At 46.4% G+C, this 14,477-nt stretch carries 14 protein-coding genes and 2 tRNA genes; 4 read left to right on the top strand and 12 right to left on the bottom strand.

Translation table 11 applies throughout. The features are described from left to right. Nucleotides 1–50 precede the first annotated feature (50 nt). The 3 genes from Q0612_RS02640 to Q0612_RS02650 all read left to right on the top strand — a co-directional run bounded on the left by Q0612_RS02640 (nucleotide 51) and on the right by Q0612_RS02650 (nucleotide 2,210). Nucleotides 51–953, top strand: coding sequence for an HlyD family secretion protein (locus tag Q0612_RS02640; protein WP_298880420.1), 903 nt, complete (start codon nucleotides 51–53; stop codon nucleotides 951–953). A 33-nt stretch (nucleotides 954–986) separates the two neighbouring features. Continuing rightward, nucleotides 987–1,742 (top strand): tRNA threonylcarbamoyladenosine dehydratase, encoded by a 756-nt coding sequence (locus Q0612_RS02645; protein WP_298880423.1) that lies wholly within the window; start codon nucleotides 987–989, stop codon nucleotides 1,740–1,742. Nucleotides 1,743–2,135: 393 nt separating this feature from the next. Further along, nucleotides 2,136–2,210 (top strand) — tRNA-Gly (locus Q0612_RS02650). Nucleotides 2,211–2,376: 166 nt separating this feature from the next. Here Q0612_RS02650 and Q0612_RS02655 read toward each other — a convergent pair. The 12 genes from Q0612_RS02655 to Q0612_RS02710 all read right to left on the bottom strand — a co-directional run bounded on the left by Q0612_RS02655 (nucleotide 2,377) and on the right by Q0612_RS02710 (nucleotide 13,833). Then, nucleotides 2,377–3,714, bottom strand: a complete 1,338-nt coding sequence (locus Q0612_RS02655) for a DUF445 domain-containing protein (RefSeq protein WP_298880425.1) — start codon at nucleotides 3,712–3,714, stop codon at nucleotides 2,377–2,379. Between the two features lies 1 nt (nucleotide 3,715). After that, the gene (locus Q0612_RS02660) at nucleotides 3,716–4,921 is read right to left on the bottom strand and encodes a DUF445 family protein (RefSeq protein ID WP_298880427.1); all 1,206 of its coding nucleotides are present in this window, start codon (nucleotides 4,919–4,921) and stop codon (nucleotides 3,716–3,718) included. Between the two features lie 188 nt (nucleotides 4,922–5,109). Beyond that, nucleotides 5,110–5,403 (bottom strand): helix-turn-helix domain-containing protein, encoded by a 294-nt coding sequence (locus Q0612_RS02665; RefSeq protein WP_293691921.1) that lies wholly within the window; start codon nucleotides 5,401–5,403, stop codon nucleotides 5,110–5,112. A gap of 237 nt (nucleotides 5,404–5,640) precedes the next feature. Then, nucleotides 5,641–6,435: an ABC transporter ATP-binding protein gene (locus Q0612_RS02670; RefSeq protein ID WP_298880429.1), complete on the bottom strand. Its 795-nt coding sequence runs from the start codon at nucleotides 6,433–6,435 to the stop codon at nucleotides 5,641–5,643. Further along, nucleotides 6,436–7,317, bottom strand: a complete 882-nt coding sequence (locus tag Q0612_RS02675; protein WP_040565482.1) for an ABC transporter permease subunit — start codon at nucleotides 7,315–7,317, stop codon at nucleotides 6,436–6,438. A 72-nt stretch (nucleotides 7,318–7,389) separates the two neighbouring features. After that, complete coding sequence (locus tag Q0612_RS02680) at nucleotides 7,390–8,397, bottom strand: ABC transporter substrate-binding protein (protein WP_298880432.1); 1,008 nt, start codon at nucleotides 8,395–8,397, stop codon at nucleotides 7,390–7,392. 204 nt (nucleotides 8,398–8,601) lie between these two features. Next, on the bottom strand, nucleotides 8,602–9,507 hold the full coding sequence (locus tag Q0612_RS02685) for a sugar-binding domain-containing protein (RefSeq protein ID WP_298880435.1): 906 nt from the start codon (nucleotides 9,505–9,507) through the stop codon (nucleotides 8,602–8,604). After that, a complete protein-coding gene (locus Q0612_RS02690; RefSeq protein WP_009146435.1) occupies nucleotides 9,508–9,825 on the bottom strand; it encodes a hypothetical protein in 318 nt (105 codons plus the stop codon). Next, nucleotides 9,826–10,707, bottom strand: coding sequence for a 3-hydroxy-5-phosphonooxypentane-2,4-dione thiolase (gene lsrF, locus Q0612_RS02695; RefSeq protein ID WP_298880440.1), 882 nt, complete (start codon nucleotides 10,705–10,707; stop codon nucleotides 9,826–9,828). It abuts the gene before it with no gap. A 14-nt stretch (nucleotides 10,708–10,721) separates the two neighbouring features. Beyond that, complete coding sequence (locus Q0612_RS02700; protein ID WP_298880443.1) at nucleotides 10,722–11,714, bottom strand: dihydroxyacetone kinase subunit DhaK; 993 nt, start codon at nucleotides 11,712–11,714, stop codon at nucleotides 10,722–10,724. A gap of 55 nt (nucleotides 11,715–11,769) precedes the next feature. Beyond that, a complete protein-coding gene (gene dhaL, locus Q0612_RS02705) occupies nucleotides 11,770–12,387 on the bottom strand; it encodes a dihydroxyacetone kinase subunit DhaL (RefSeq protein ID WP_298880445.1) in 618 nt (205 codons plus the stop codon). 153 nt (nucleotides 12,388–12,540) lie between these two features. Beyond that, the gene (locus Q0612_RS02710; protein WP_298880450.1) at nucleotides 12,541–13,833 is read right to left on the bottom strand and encodes a M23 family metallopeptidase; all 1,293 of its coding nucleotides are present in this window, start codon (nucleotides 13,831–13,833) and stop codon (nucleotides 12,541–12,543) included. 387 nt (nucleotides 13,834–14,220) lie between these two features. Between Q0612_RS02710 and Q0612_RS02715 the strand changes: the two genes are divergently transcribed. Next, nucleotides 14,221–14,296 (top strand) — tRNA-Ala (locus Q0612_RS02715). The last annotated feature ends 181 nt before the right edge of the window (nucleotides 14,297–14,477 follow it).

The following is a 14,477-nucleotide window of genomic DNA, read 5'->3' on the forward strand; positions in this document are numbered from 1 at the left end:
TTCTGTTTCATTCCTATTTGTGCCGAGCCCCGCGCGGCATGGAGATTACTATGAAGATATTAAAAATATTATGTTGTATGGCAGCCGTCTGCCTCACAGCCTTCAGCCTGAGCGGCTGCAGTCTGCAAAAGGCTGCTGGCAGCCTGGGCAGCGGCACAATAAGCATCCCGACCTACGCAATCAAAGCACCTGCCGCAGGCAAGCTCATAGGCCTTATCAGCGAAAAAGGCGAACGCATCAGCAAGGGCCAGCCGCTTTTTGCTATAGGTGACGCAAAGCTTGATAAGCAGGTTAAGGACCTGGCAACGCAGGTTGCCAAGGCCGAAGCAGATTTAAAGCGTATGCAGCAGGGCACGCCGACGGCAGCACCGGTTGCTGACACTTCTCTGGCGCAGGCCAACGTAGCGGCGGCACAGCAAAAGGCCGCGAAAATGAACAGCCTGCTGGCGCAAGGCGCAGTTTCACGCAATCAGGCACAGGCTGCCCAGGACGAGCTACAGCGTGCTATCGCACAGCTGCAGGCAGCAACATCAGTATCCGTAAGCTTCAAGCCTGCTTCTCCGGCAGAAATCGACGCTCAGCAAAAGCTCATTGTCCAGCTCAAGGCACAACAGGCTGCTGCAATAGCACAGCAGGAAAAAAATGAAGGCAACAGTCCCTGCACCGGCATCATTACCGATTTGCAGGCTGCCAACAATGCTACCGTCCAAAAGGATCAGGTAATCCTGCACATCAAGGCTGTCGACAGCTGCAGTATAACGCTGAATGTCAGCGCAGCGCAGGCTAAAGAGCTTAAGGCAGGTATGCCGGTAAGCATTAAGGCTGCCGAAACCCCTGCCCCCTTCAGCGGTAAGATAAGCAGCATTGACGGTACCAAAATCACTGTTACTTCGGACCAGAAGCCAGAAGATCTTAAGGACGGTGTAAAGGTAGAAGTCAGCTTAGCAGCTTAACTAAAACATCAAATACCATGCAAGGAGATTTATATGCTTAACCAGTTTTCACGTACAGAGCTGCTCTTCGGCAGCGAAGCAATTACACGTCTGCAGAACGCCCATGTCGCTGTTTTCGGTATCGGCGGCGTAGGCGGTTATACAGTTGAAGCACTCACCCGCAGCGGCGTCGGCAGCTTTGACCTTATTGATAATGATACCGTTGCTCTCACCAATCTCAATCGTCAGATTATCGCTACCCTTGATACTGTCGGCCAGCCTAAGGTGGAAGTCATGGCCAAGCGTATTGCCAGCATCAATCCAGATGCCAACGTAAATTGCCGCCAATGCTTCTTTTTACCGGAAAATCAGCACGAATTTGATTTCTCGCAGTATGATTACGTTGTTGATGCGGTAGATACCGTGGCAGCAAAAATTGCTATCGTGCTTGCAGCCAAAGCAGCAGGCGTGCCGGTTATCAGCAGCATGGGAGCAGGCAACAAGGTTAACCCTGCTATGTTTGAGGTAGCAGATATCTATAAAACAAAGGTCGACCCCTTAGCACGTGTTATGCGCCAGGCTATGAAGAAAAACAACATAAAAAAACTAAAGGTTGTTTATTCGCAGGAGCTGCCGCTTTTACCTATAAATGAGGAAATAGAAAGCGAATGTCACGCCGAAGCACCAAAACGCCGTGCGCTTCCCGGCAGCAATGCCTTCACACCTTCGGTAGCAGGACTGATTATTGCCTCCGAGGTTATTAAGGATCTGGTAGGCTGGGATGACAGCCACCGCAAGGGATTAGCTTAACAAAAACAGAATTACAGGCAAAATAAAAACGCCTCTGCCCACAGCTCAAAGCGTGGTCAGAGGCGTTCCCTCATTACAATTATTCAAAGATGCACATAACAGTCAGGACGCCTAAGAAAACTAAGCTAACACCAGCGGCACTAAACATAGTAACTCACCTCCATGCATTCGCACTTTTTATTTTTATTTGACGCTGTATTTTTACAGCCTGTGGGGTTTTTCCCTCATCTGCTATCTATTATAGCACTTTTTTGTATTTTGTATACAGTATTCTCGAAAAAATTTTAAAGTTTTTCCGGCAACTGCAATTGCTCGTCGCAAAACCCTCGGCAATGCCTCATACTTGCAACTTTACCTGTTATAGTATATAATAGCGTTATGATATTTTTATCTGCGGGTATAGTTCAGCGGTAGAACATCAGCTTCCCAAGCTGAGTGTCGCGAGTTCGATTCTCGTTACCCGCTCCATTTTGCTTACTAGCTTCAAGCCTTCGGCTTGAAGCTTTTTTATTTGCGCTCACAAAAAAGTCTGACGACAAAGCATTCACTGCTTATCGTCAGACTGAAAATTATAGGAAAATGTATATGTCAAGGCATTCGTGACAAAGTATACGGTGCTTATCGCCAGCCTTCCTCACCAGGCACATTTAAGCAGATAAAATATAACCCCCAAAAACGCACCCATAACAGTACCATTCAACCGGATACGCTGCATATCTGTATCAACCTTACTGCGCACCATCTCCGTCAAACGCTCATCAGCCATTGCCTGCAAAATACGCTCCACGATATTTCCCAACATCGTTTGTGCCTGCAACAGGCCCAGGCCAAGTATATGCTGCAGATACGCCTCAGCCTTAGCCTTAAACTGTGCGTCAGAACGTAAATCAGTTTCAATAGTTTCCAACGCCTCTGCTATAGCCTGCTGCAGAATCGTCGGCCGCGCTACCGCGCTGCCTTCCTGCGTCTGCGGACGGCACAAGGCTTTAATCATATTATCCAAAAGCTGCTGCAAAGCAGGCTGCAGTGAAATATCACGCAGAGCACGCTGCTGCAGTGACTGCACCAGCTCACGCCACTGCTCCGTACCATAAACGCTGGTTACAACGCGCTGCAGCTGCGTATGCAGCCAGCAGCGCCACTGCTTGTCATCCTGCAAGCGATGCGCCGTTGCTACCAGCGCTCTGCAGACAGCATCTGTTGCATCATCAACATTGACTACGTCCAGCTTTTTGGCAGCCCACAGCTTCAGGCTGCTCCATAAACCCTCGTTGCTACGCTGCTTCACCTGCTTTTGCAGCTCTTTATGCACACGCTCTCTGATAGCAGGAGATTCCGCCAACGCAACCAGCTGCTGCAACAGCCATTCGTAGCATTGCTCATCCCTACGCTGTGCAGCAAGGGCTTTAAACAGCTTATCAAGCTGTTCGTTAGCTTCTACATCAGCCAACGCTGTTTTTATTTTACCCTCAAGCTGTCTGCTTAAAGCCAACGTATCCAGCTTATGCAAAACACCTTCGGCAAAATTGGTCAGCAAACCCTGCAGACGCGCCTTGTTCTCCGGCTTTTTCAGATAAGCTATAAATTTATCCATAATTACCAGCTGCTTTTTTTGCAGCAGCAATGCCTTTTTCGTCAAAAACTCCTGTTGTACCATTTGAGCGCAGCCACGCACAAAGCCTTCTTTGCTGCGCGGCAAAATCGCCGTATGCTTGGCAATAAAAGGCAGCAGACGGCATATCCATGGCACCTTAAAAACAGCAGTCACGGCAAACCAATCCGCAAAGCTGCCAATTAGCGCAGCCTCTGCCATATAGTAGCCCAAAATCAGCCAATCCCACTTAAGCTCGCCGAAATGCCCCATGTACAGCCCGGCATAATGCAGCCTGAGATATAAGAAAAGCAGATAGATTGCACCGGAAGCAAGAAAAGCGCTGTCTGCATATGTCCAATGTTTTTTCAGGCTATCCATCCTACCCCACCAGCCTTTCTGCCAACGTCGCAATAATAAACAGCACCGCTCCCATCAAACCGCCGATACAGGTGCCGCTCTTGCGGATATTTTGCAAATCATCGCCCACGCGCTGCTCCATTTTTGCAATCAGTTCATCCCTGTCATAGCTCTGCAGCTTAGTCAAAACCAAATCATATACCGTATCACGCTGCATTGCCAATGCCTGCAGCAGCAGCTCCTTCAACGCGCCGTCCAGCCTGCCTTGCTCCACCTCGCTGTTCGCCAAAAGCTGCAGCCTGTTTTGCAGCAGCTGCAGCAAAATATCAACATCCTGCGTCTGCAGCAGCTCCTTGAAAGCCAAGGCCTTCGCTGTCGCCATCTGTGACAGCTTACCGTTTAGCCAATCTGCAAAAGCAATATCATGACGGTAATCCTCCATGCGCGCCAACAGCCAATTATCAAGCTGTCGCCGCAGCTCACTTGCAGGATCTGCCAAGGCGTCCAAAGTTTTTTCCAGCTCCTGCACAAAAAGCGGCACCAGCTTTGCAGCCTGCCCGCTCACAAACAAATTGCGCAGCAGACTGTCCTTGTTGTATTCTTCCTCCGCCATCTGCGCCAAGCCTTCAAGCAAAGCGGTAAATTCTGCCTTATGCAAAATCTGCTTGGCATCCTGCGCCAAAAGCTGCCAAAGACCGTTAAAGCTACCGTTGGCCACAGCCTTCTGCAGTGCGTCCACCAAAATCTCCGGAATACGCAGGCTGGCAATATATTTAGGCAGCTCTTGCAAAAGCAGCTGTTCAGCCTGCCTGGTATTGAGTGATTGCAGCGCATGCTCCGCCAGCGGCCGCACCGTTTGCCACAGGCGCTCCACATTCTGCTGCTGCGCAAAATGCGCCAGCAGCAGCTTGGCAAAATTTTCGTCAGCAACAGCCTGCATAACGTTTTCTGCCGTCAACAGGTCATTACTCACAAAATCAGCTAAGCCTGTTGTCAATCGTTCATAATTATTACGCAGCACATCTGTTCCCGGCGCGTTAATACCCATGGGACGTTTGAACAATGCCGTCACGCCCCACCAGTCTGCCAAACCGCCAATCGTCGCAGCCAATGCCGTGTGATGTACAAAATCAGCCGCCAGGCTGGACTGCGCCCAAGGCCAGGCGCAGACAGCGGCAGCTGCGGCGCCGGCCAGCAGGCAGTGCGCCTGTGTTTTTACTGTAGCCATAATCAATCTCCTATCAACAAATGCTTTATCTATTATGTTATAGAAATTCTTTACTCTTATTTTTAATTATAGCACAAAGCAGATAACAGCGTAAGCAAAGGCTTATAATATAAAAAAGCTGGTGCAAGTACTCTCACATACCTTGCGCCAGCTAATTCTATTTTCTATCTCCTCGTAAAGCGAAGTGCTTAATTTTTTTGTTTTAACAACTTTACAATTTGCAGAACTTCTTCAAGACTGATATCTTTATCTTTAGCCTCAGCCTGTTCATCTAAATCAACAAAGAAACTGCTCATATTGCACTCCAACAGGCTATGCAGTTTAAGCAGATTCGGCAAAGTTACAGGAACACGGCCACACTCTATATTACACAGGTGTGTCTGGGAAATTCCCATTTCCTTTGCCAATCCGGTTTGTGTTAGATTTTTTGCAGTACGCAGTAAACGAATTCTGCGACCAATAAGTTTAATTTCTTCTTGCAATTTCCTTGCACCGCCTTTCGGTTTACTTACGATAAATTATTTTAAACTAATAAAGCACTTATTTAAAGTTTACCACGTTTTTCAGATTTAGCAAGAGTTTTTTTGTATATTTTATTTACTTTTCTCTATATTTCGCTCATAACTATATGAAATTTTCAGCAAAATATTAAATTTCATTTTCGATGCCACATTTATCCTTACAAAAAATACTTTTGTTTTCGCAAGCAGGAATTGCTATCAACCAAGCAGTAAGCGGTCACTGGCCATCTCAGCACCGCTGGCCTTTTCAAACATATCCAGCAAGTCGGCTATTTGCAGATGTTGCTTTTCTTCTCCCTTGACATCAATGATTACTCTGCCATTATGCAGCATGATCAGACGATTGCCATAACGCAGCGCATCACGCATATTATGAGTAATCATCAGCGTTGTCAACTGATCGCGGGTTACAATCTTTTCCGTAAGAGCCAGCACCTTAGCCGCAGTTTTCGGGTCAAGCGCTGCCGTATGCTCGTCTAAAAGCAATAGCTTAGGCTTTTTCAGCGTTGCCATCAAAAGTGTCAGTGCCTGACGCTGACCACCGCTCAAAAGGCCGACCTTCGCAGTCATTCTGTCTTCAAGGCCCAAATCCAGCTCCTTCAGCAGCTCATAAAAGCGGTCATGCTGATCACTGGAAAGGCTCCAACCCAGGCCGGGAGTTTCGCCACGGCGAGCCGCTAGCGAAAGATTTTCTTCTATCATCATGCCGGCAGCAGTACCAAGCATCGGATCCTGGAACACACGGCCGATATATTTAGCACGCTTATGCTCCGGCTTTTTGGTAATATCCTCACCATCAATAATAATCTTGCCCTTATCTATCGGGAATACACCGGCAATCGCATTCAACGTGGTAGATTTGCCGGCACCGTTACCGCCGATAACGGTAGCAAAATCACCGGGCTCCAGATGCAGAGATAAATCCTGCAAAGCCTTTTTTTCATTTATAGTTCCAGGGAAAAATGTTTTGGAAACGTGTTCTACATGCAGCATTTAACGCACCGCCTTTCTGGCACCGAATTTACTTTTAATCAGCGGCATGGACAAAGCAATTGCTACCAGCACTGAGGTAAAGAGCTTCAAATCGTTTGGCGGCATACCCATAGCCAGTACAACTGCAATTACAATACGATAAACAATGGAGCCTAAAACTACAGAAATCAGACAGTTTTTAAAGCTGCGTGTACCAAAAAGCACCTCACCGATAATAACGGATGCCAAACCGATAACGATTGTACCGGTACCCATACCGACATCGGAAAAGCCGTTGGATTGCGCAACCAGAGCACCGGAAACAGCAACCAGAGCATTACTGATGAGCAAACCGAGAATAATCGTTACGTCAGTATCTACGCCCTGAGCACGGATCATCTGCTGGTTGAAGCCGGTAGCACGGATAGCAGCGCCAATCTGTGTACCAAAGAACCAATACATAAAGCAGCCAACCAGAACAGTAACAGCCAGGCCAACAACAAGCGTTGTCTGTGCCATTGACAGGTCCATCATAGACTTGGCAATTTTAAAGGTAGTATCCACACCAAGCAAAGATAAGTTAGCCTTGCCCATAATGCGCAGGTTAACGGAATACAAAGCAATCATGGTCAAAATACCGGCCAACAGAGCAGGTATTTTCATCTTAGTATGCAAAATGCCGGTTATAATACCTGCCAGCATACCGGCAACGCAGGCACCCAAAAGTGCGGCCAAGGGTCCAAAGCCTGCTACCATCATGGAAGCAGCTGTTGCCGCACCCAGCGGAAAGCTGCCTTCTACCGTCAAATCTGCAATATCCAGCACTCGGAATGTTACATATACACCAAGAGCCATCAACGCCCACAGCAAGCCCTGTGCCACTGTAGGTATCAGCAAACTAATCATTCCCAATTCCTCCCAATCTTCTTAGCGAAAAAAGAGCCTGCTTTTTGATTAGCAGGCTCCAAATTTTAATTATTTAATAACCTCTGCACCCTTCAGCAAATCTTCAGGAACCTTCAAACCAATCTTAGCTGCTTCCTTAAGATTGATGGTAGGCTTAAATTCTTTTTGTGCCTGAATAGCCATATCAGCCGGTTTTGCTTTACCGCTCAGAATATCAGCAGCCATCACACCGGTTTGGAAGCCAAGCTTGTAATAATCAACGCCCAGGGTTGCCAGACCACCGGCTCTTACCATACCGCCTTCAGCACAGATAACAGGAAGCTTTGCTTCCTCAGTTACACTGATTAAAGTAGGAATAGCAGATGCCAATACATTGTCAGTAGGTACATATACTGCCTGTACATCACCTGCCAGACTGCGGGCAGCCTGTTGAATATCATTAACAGTAGAAACAGTAGCTTCCTTTACGGTAATGCCCTTGGCAGCTGCAGCCTTCTTCAGCAGCTCAACCTGCAGTTGGGAGTTAACTTCGCTGGAGCAATAAATTGTACCGATGGTTTTAGCATTCGGAACCAGCTTCAGCAGTAAATCCAGTTGCTCGGCAACAGGGTTCATATCCGTTGTACCGGTTACATTAGTGCCCGGTTTAGCATCATCCTTAACCAGCTTAGCGGTTTTGTAGTCAGTTACCGCAGTAGCAACGATAGGAATATCGCTGGTAACATTTGCTACAGTCTGCGCTGCAGGAGTTGCAATAGCACAAATCAAGTCAACCTTATTATTTACAAAGCGATGAGCAATGTTCTGCAGGTTAGATTGGTCAGCCTGCGCATTTTGTTTGTCAAAAGTAATGTTCTGACCTTCCTTGTAGCCCTTAGATGCCAAGCCGTCAACAAAGCCCTTGTTAGCTGCATCGAGCGCTTCATGCTCAACCAGCTGTACAATGCCTACATTAACCTTTTCAGCCTTTGCACCTGCTTCCTTTTTGTCACCGCCGCAGCCTAATGCCCCCAAGGCGAGGGTCAGCATCAGGCCAGCTGCCAATGCTTTAATTTTGTTGTTTTTCAGAGAAATCATTTTCTACCATCCTTCCATGCTACAAAATTCGTATAAATGTAGTTAAAGTTATTTTATGCTTTTATATTTGATTTGTAAAGTTTTTTGAAATTTTTTCTCTATTTAGTATTTTAAAGCACCTTTAATGTATAAAAAGTTACATGTTCTGCCGTAAAAAGGAAACTGCCTCACACCTATAGCGTGAAGCAGTCTTTTTAAATCCAGTTATTTCAATAGCTCTTTGGCCTGCTCTTCGCTGACAATTAAGTGCGTAAACAGTTCTGTTGCCAAAGCACCAAGCAAAGCTTTGCTGCTGGCATGAATTCCCAGGCCAATCAGCTTTTTGCAGTGACGTAGCTGGGACAGCGGAATATGCAGACAGTAATCATTATTACCGCTGATGAATTCACCGCGCTGATTATAATAATATGACAAAAAGCTTCCTACTGCCTTTTGTCGCTCTAAGACATCACCGAAACGTGTTGCCGTTGCTTCATCAGGCACGGCAGGATAACCGCAGATAGCTACAACAGCAGCATCCAAGCTCTGCCATTGCTGCAAAAGCTGTTGATAGGCCGACCTGCTTTCCAACTCTGCGCGTTCCTCCTCGGAAGCAGGAAAAGCACTGCAGCCAAGCATATAACAGCTTCTGCCACAGGCGCTTGCCCATATTTTCACCAGCTCATCCGGATGATAGCCCTTATTAGGAAAATTTGCCGTACCGATCAGCGGATATACCATGCCATCCTGCGTATAGCTGCTGCAGTCCGCAGCCTTCAGTACAACCTCACCCAAAGCATAACCCCAGCCTAGAGCCATGCTCTTATCAGCTGTTGTTTCAGCCATAAGATACTGCATAGCCTGCGTCAACACATCCTGTGCATCAGCCAAAACACAGCCCCCGGCCAACGCATACTTAGACTGCAGACGCTGCAATAAATCTGCCTTTCCCTCATCTCCGGCACGGATTTCGATATGCACAATTCCCATCTCACGCGCTCTTGCCAGCATCTTGCTGACAGATGGACGTGACACATTAAGGCGTTGCGCAATTTGCGCCTGCGTCAGATTGCTTTCATAATATAAACGGGCAGCAGCTACAAGCTGTGCCCGTTCATGAACCGATAGCATTTATTTAACTTCTTCCATTAATTCGAACAGAATACCATCCTTCATGATGAAAGCAATGCGGGTATGCTCATCAGCCATCCAGGGCTCAACAATAACCTTATTTTCTGCCAGCTGCTTATCAAGGTCATCAACCTTATAAGCTACATGCACTAAGGTCTGCAGCTCTTCAGGCAACGGAGTATCTTTTTCGAAACGCAGGTATTCAATATGAAATTCATTGGTATCAGGAGTAATGAGATGCGTTTTGATGCCTTCAGCATAAATCTCGCCTTCTCTTGCAACAGTCGTCGGTACGCCGACATGCATAAATTCTTTCATTTAGTCCACATCCTTCTGCCATAACTCATAAGCATGATAAGCTGCTTCCGGAGTTGCATTTTCGTGTACAACCATACGGATTGCACGCAGCATAGCCTTCGGTACGGCAGCCTGCAAAACGTTGCGTCCCATATCAACACCGGCAGCGCCTTCGTTTACGGCACGATAAGCCATTTCCAATGCATCACGCTCAGGAATTTTCTTGCCACCGGCAATTACGATAGGTACAGGACAAGCCGCTGTAACCTGCTCAAAGTTATCACAATAGTAGGTTTTGATGATATGAGCGCCGGTTTCAGCCAGCAGACGTGTAGCCAGGGAGAAATAACGCGTGGTACGCTCCATCTCCTTGCCAACAGCTACAACACCAAGAACCGGGATGGAAAAACGTTCGCCCATATTTACATAATAAGACAAATTGCGCAGGGAGTCAAGCTCGCCTGCAGAGCCTACAAAGCACTGAACAGCCATGCAGGAAGCATTCATGCGGATAGCATCTTCAATTTCAACGCCTACATTGCCAAAGCTCATATCGTCCTTGAGTACGCTGGTGTCAGCAGTGCAGCGCAGAGCAACAGCCTTGTGATGATTAGCGGGAATACAGGTGCGCAATGCGCCTCTTGTTGCCATCAGGCAATCTGCATATTGCATCAGCGGCGGAATCGTCAGATCAAGACGTTCCAGACCTGCGGTAGAGCCCATAATATAACCATGGTCAAAGGCCAGCATAATAGTGCGGCCATCATCAGCAAAAATCTGTCCCAGACGAGACTGCATGCCCCAGCCTGCAGATGCATGTCCCTTTACCGGGAACGGACGCTCCGGCGGAGCAATGCCGATACCATAGTCTTTTGCCAGTACATTACCTTCTTTATCTGCCATATTCAGTCACCTGCTTAATTTCTGTAGTACGGAGTACGACACGGAGCATTCCAATAGCCAAGCAGCTCGTCATCCATACGCGCAATGAACATTTGGAAGCCTGCTGTTTCCTGTACGGTAAGGATTTCGCCAACAGCACTTGCCACAACTTCAATACCTTTTTCTGCCAACAGCTTATGGCAGGCACGGAAAACAATAAGCTGTTCCATCAGAGTAGTTGCACCACTGCCGTTGATAACAACCATCAGCTTTTCGCCTGCTGTTACGTCCAGATCCTTCAACAGTGCGTCCATCATAATAGCAGCAGTTTCGTCAGCAGATTTCATCGGCTGAGTACCACCGCCACCTTCACCATGCTGGCCCATACCGACTTCCATGGTACCTTCGGCAATATGAGCAATTTCCATACCGGTTGCCGGATGAGTAGCGCCTTTGGTAGCAACAGCGATAGTTGCCATGTTGTCAGCAAATTTTTGTGCAATAGCAGCAACCTCTTCCAAGGATTTGCCTGCAGCAGCTGCAGCGCCGGCAATCTTGTACAGAGGAACACAGCCAACGAGACCACGGCGATCATCAGCATTTTCACGCGGAGCATTGGCAACGTCTTCCTGAGTTACAACCTTAACAACATTAATGCCCAGTTTTTTCACCTGTTTCATGGTCAGGTTGCCGGTCAGCATATCGCCTGCATGGTTAAGTACAACGAAAAGTACGCCATGACCTTTGTCTGCCATTTTAATTGCTTCTACACATGCTTGAGGGCCAGGTGCAGCAAAAATATTACCTGCAACAGAAATATCAATCATACCTTCGCCGACAAAGCCGCTGATAGCGGGCTCATGGCCGGTGCCGCCTAAGGTTACGATGGTTACACGGTCTGCCTCTGCCAATTTCTTGTTTACAATGAGGTTGCCCTGTTCCAAGGTGATGATATCAGGATTAGATAACACAAGACCTTCCAATAATTCACTTGTCAGATTTTCCGGATTGTTAATGAATTTTTGCATAATGACGCCTCCGTTTTTATTTATTGTTTTTTTAAGCTTGCGCTTTATAAGCAAGTCAGATTGCCCCTGCCATCGCTGTCAGCAGAATAGAAATAGATGTTGCACCGGGATCCTTAGTACCCAGGCTACGTTCACCAACGTTTTTGGCACGACCGAAGCGTGCCACCATATCAGCAGTTTTTTCAGCACCCTCGGCTGCTGCCTTACCCATTGCTGCAAAGACAGTCTTTGCATCGCCTTCAACTGCCATGCCTGCATCAAGAGCAGGATACAGCGCATCAACCATTGTCTTATCACCAATTTTAGCCTTGGAAATGTCCTCAAAATCCTCTTTAGCCTGAGCCAGCATAGCACGAAGCTCTTCCAAAGAAACCTTCTGCGCATCCTCTGGCGCAGCATCAGCAAGTCCGCCAAAAACAGTTCCCCATAAAGGTCCTGCGCTGCCGCCGTTACTGTTCATAAAAGCCATGCTCAAATCATCAAGCAAGTCCTTAATATTGCCACTGTCATGTGCTTCTACTTTGTTTTTCATGGATTCTGCCATACGCGCAATAGTAACGCCATGGTCACCATCACCAGCTACGCTGTCCAGCTCGCACAGCATTTTACTTTTTTCTTCAAGCTCAACTGCTGCTGCCAAAAGCATCTTTTCCAACATTTCTAAAGTAAGCATAATTTATCCGCTCCTTTCGTTATCCCCATTGTAGCATTTGTCAGAACATATGTAAACGATTTTTCTGAAATTTATCTTCTTTTCTGTCAAAAAAAGTTCGTCGCACTAAGTACGACGAACCTAAAAATTTTCGATATCTTATTTTTGTAGTAATCAGATCAGGCTAGAAGGATCAACCTGCTCGCCATAGCGAATAACTTCAAAATGCAGATGCGGACCGGTGCTGTAACCAGTGCTGCCAACATAACCGATAATCTCGCCTTTTTTCACATACTGGCCTGCACTGCAGACAACGCGGCTCATATGTCCATAGGCTGTCTGATAACCATAATCATGGTTGATACGCGCATAAATCCCATAACCGCCAAACCAGCCTGCCTGTTGTACATAGCCTGCCGCACTGGCATAAACCGGCGCACCATAATCATTAGCAATATCAATGCCAGGATGCCAATCGCGACCATAACCGCCAAAGGGATTCGAACGACCACCAAAAGGAGAAGAAATGCTGCCACCACTAGTAGGCCATTGACTAGGAGTAACATCACGACGATAGTTTTCAGTCTCAATAGCACTCAGCAAATTTTCCAAATCTGCCTTTTTAGCATCAGCCTCGCGACCAATGTTCTTTTCCTGCTCCAGCACAATGTTGGCCGGATTTGCATCACCCAGGACAGGACCACCCTGACCAGCGTAATCAGAAGCGTTGCTCTTAGGAGGCAGCTGCGCACCGCTTTTTTCCATCTGGCTACGAACCTGATCTTCAAGCTTTGATAAAGCTGCCAGCTTTTTCTGGTTGGTTTCTGCCATCAGGCGCAGTTGTCTGATAGTCTGCTCCTGCTCAGATTTAGTCTGCTTATAAGCAGCAAGCTCCTGCTTCTGCTGCTCATTTTGCACAGCAAAATGAGCCAGCACACCAATGGTGCAGGTCACAGCAACTAAAAACGAAGCTACTGCTGTAAAAGCATATTTCAAATGAGTCTTTTTAACATGAGTCTTAGCGATATTCTGACCATCCGCCGGAATGAACCAGAAGGTGAAATGCTGATTGCGATGCCACATCATACGCAAGGAATTGTAGCGCACCTTAATACTCCTAACAATTCTACGTTGCTTATCCTGCACCTTATTTACAATGCTCATCACCTGCAGACGCACACGACGCTCAAGCATAGACAGCTGAATTTTGGCAACAGCTGCGGCAACAGCTATTACTGCCTTCACCTGTGCAATAAAAGCAATAATTTTTTCTAAACAGTCATTGTATAATAACTGCACTTCTTCTAACAGCTTGGCAACTAATACACTTGCCTTTGCTTTACAGTGATTATATAATGATTGCACCTCTTCTAACAGCTTAGTGTACAATTCACTTGCTTTTGTGCCGCAGTAATCATATAATGACTGCATTTTTTTATTACATCGCTCCAAGAAATCCTGACTCATTCCGATACTCCTTTGTTGTTTTTTTATCTATTTATCTGCTATATTCCTTAATGAAACTATTGCAACGCTATTATTTTAATACTTTTTTCGTTTTTAGTCAAATTTTTGCATTTCAAAGCCAATTTTCTTGTTAATCCTGCTGGATAAATTATGTATTTTATGTTACCAGTGGCATAAAGCATCCGTATGCAGGAAATATCAATACATAAGCTTTCTCCTTCTAGCTTACGTCTGCAATATTTATATCTATAATAATATTTAAAACATGCTTTTCTTATTATGATACTTTTTTCTTATACCTTATAATGATCTTTTCACATGCTGCTTATACAGCATCTTCCCCACTTGACAAAGTCAAGCTGTTTTTGTAAGATAGAAATATATTATGGGGGTATAGCTCAGCTGGGAGAGCGCTTGAATGGCATTCAAGAGGTCAGCGGTTCGATCCCGCTTATCTCCACCAGAATTCACTAAGCCGTTGGTTTGACCAACGGCTTTTTTATTGCAGGATATCTATTTTCTGTCTAATTCTTCCGTTACCGCAAAGCGAAATTGAAACCACATTGCAACCAACAAGCATTATTTTTACCCAATCGAGTAGGAGACTGCTCATTATTTGAGCAGTCGACCTCTCACACCACCGT

It is taken from the genome of uncultured Phascolarctobacterium sp. (genome assembly GCF_937920985.1).
Classification (GTDB): domain Bacteria; phylum Bacillota; class Negativicutes; order Acidaminococcales; family Acidaminococcaceae; genus Phascolarctobacterium_A.

Excerpts from the sequence above, each read along its gene's own strand:
- Q0612_RS02670 (WP_298880429.1), bottom strand. The coding sequence starts at position 6,435 with ATGCTGCATGTAGAACACGTTTCCAAAACATTTTTCCCTGGAACTATA.
- Q0612_RS02690 (WP_009146435.1), bottom strand. The coding sequence starts at position 9,825 with ATGAAAGAATTTATGCATGTCGGCGTACCGACGACTGTTGCAAGAGAA.
- Q0612_RS02685 (WP_298880435.1), bottom strand. The coding sequence starts at position 9,507 with ATGCTATCGGTTCATGAACGGGCACAGCTTGTAGCTGCTGCCCGTTTA.
- Q0612_RS02655 (WP_298880425.1), bottom strand. The coding sequence starts at position 3,714 with ATGGATAGCCTGAAAAAACATTGGACATATGCAGACAGCGCTTTTCTT.
- lsrF (WP_298880440.1), bottom strand. The coding sequence starts at position 10,707 with ATGGCAGATAAAGAAGGTAATGTACTGGCAAAAGACTATGGTATCGGC.
- Q0612_RS02710 (WP_298880450.1), bottom strand. The coding sequence starts at position 13,833 with ATGAGTCAGGATTTCTTGGAGCGATGTAATAAAAAAATGCAGTCATTA.
- Q0612_RS02645 (WP_298880423.1), top strand. The coding sequence starts at position 987 with ATGCTTAACCAGTTTTCACGTACAGAGCTGCTCTTCGGCAGCGAAGCA.
- dhaL (WP_298880445.1), bottom strand. The coding sequence starts at position 12,387 with ATGCTTACTTTAGAAATGTTGGAAAAGATGCTTTTGGCAGCAGCAGTT.
- Q0612_RS02640 (WP_298880420.1), top strand. The coding sequence starts at position 51 with ATGAAGATATTAAAAATATTATGTTGTATGGCAGCCGTCTGCCTCACA.
- Q0612_RS02700 (WP_298880443.1), bottom strand. The coding sequence starts at position 11,714 with ATGCAAAAATTCATTAACAATCCGGAAAATCTGACAAGTGAATTATTG.
- Q0612_RS02660 (WP_298880427.1), bottom strand. The coding sequence starts at position 4,921 with ATGGCTACAGTAAAAACACAGGCGCACTGCCTGCTGGCCGGCGCCGCA.
- Q0612_RS02680 (WP_298880432.1), bottom strand. The coding sequence starts at position 8,397 with ATGATTTCTCTGAAAAACAACAAAATTAAAGCATTGGCAGCTGGCCTG.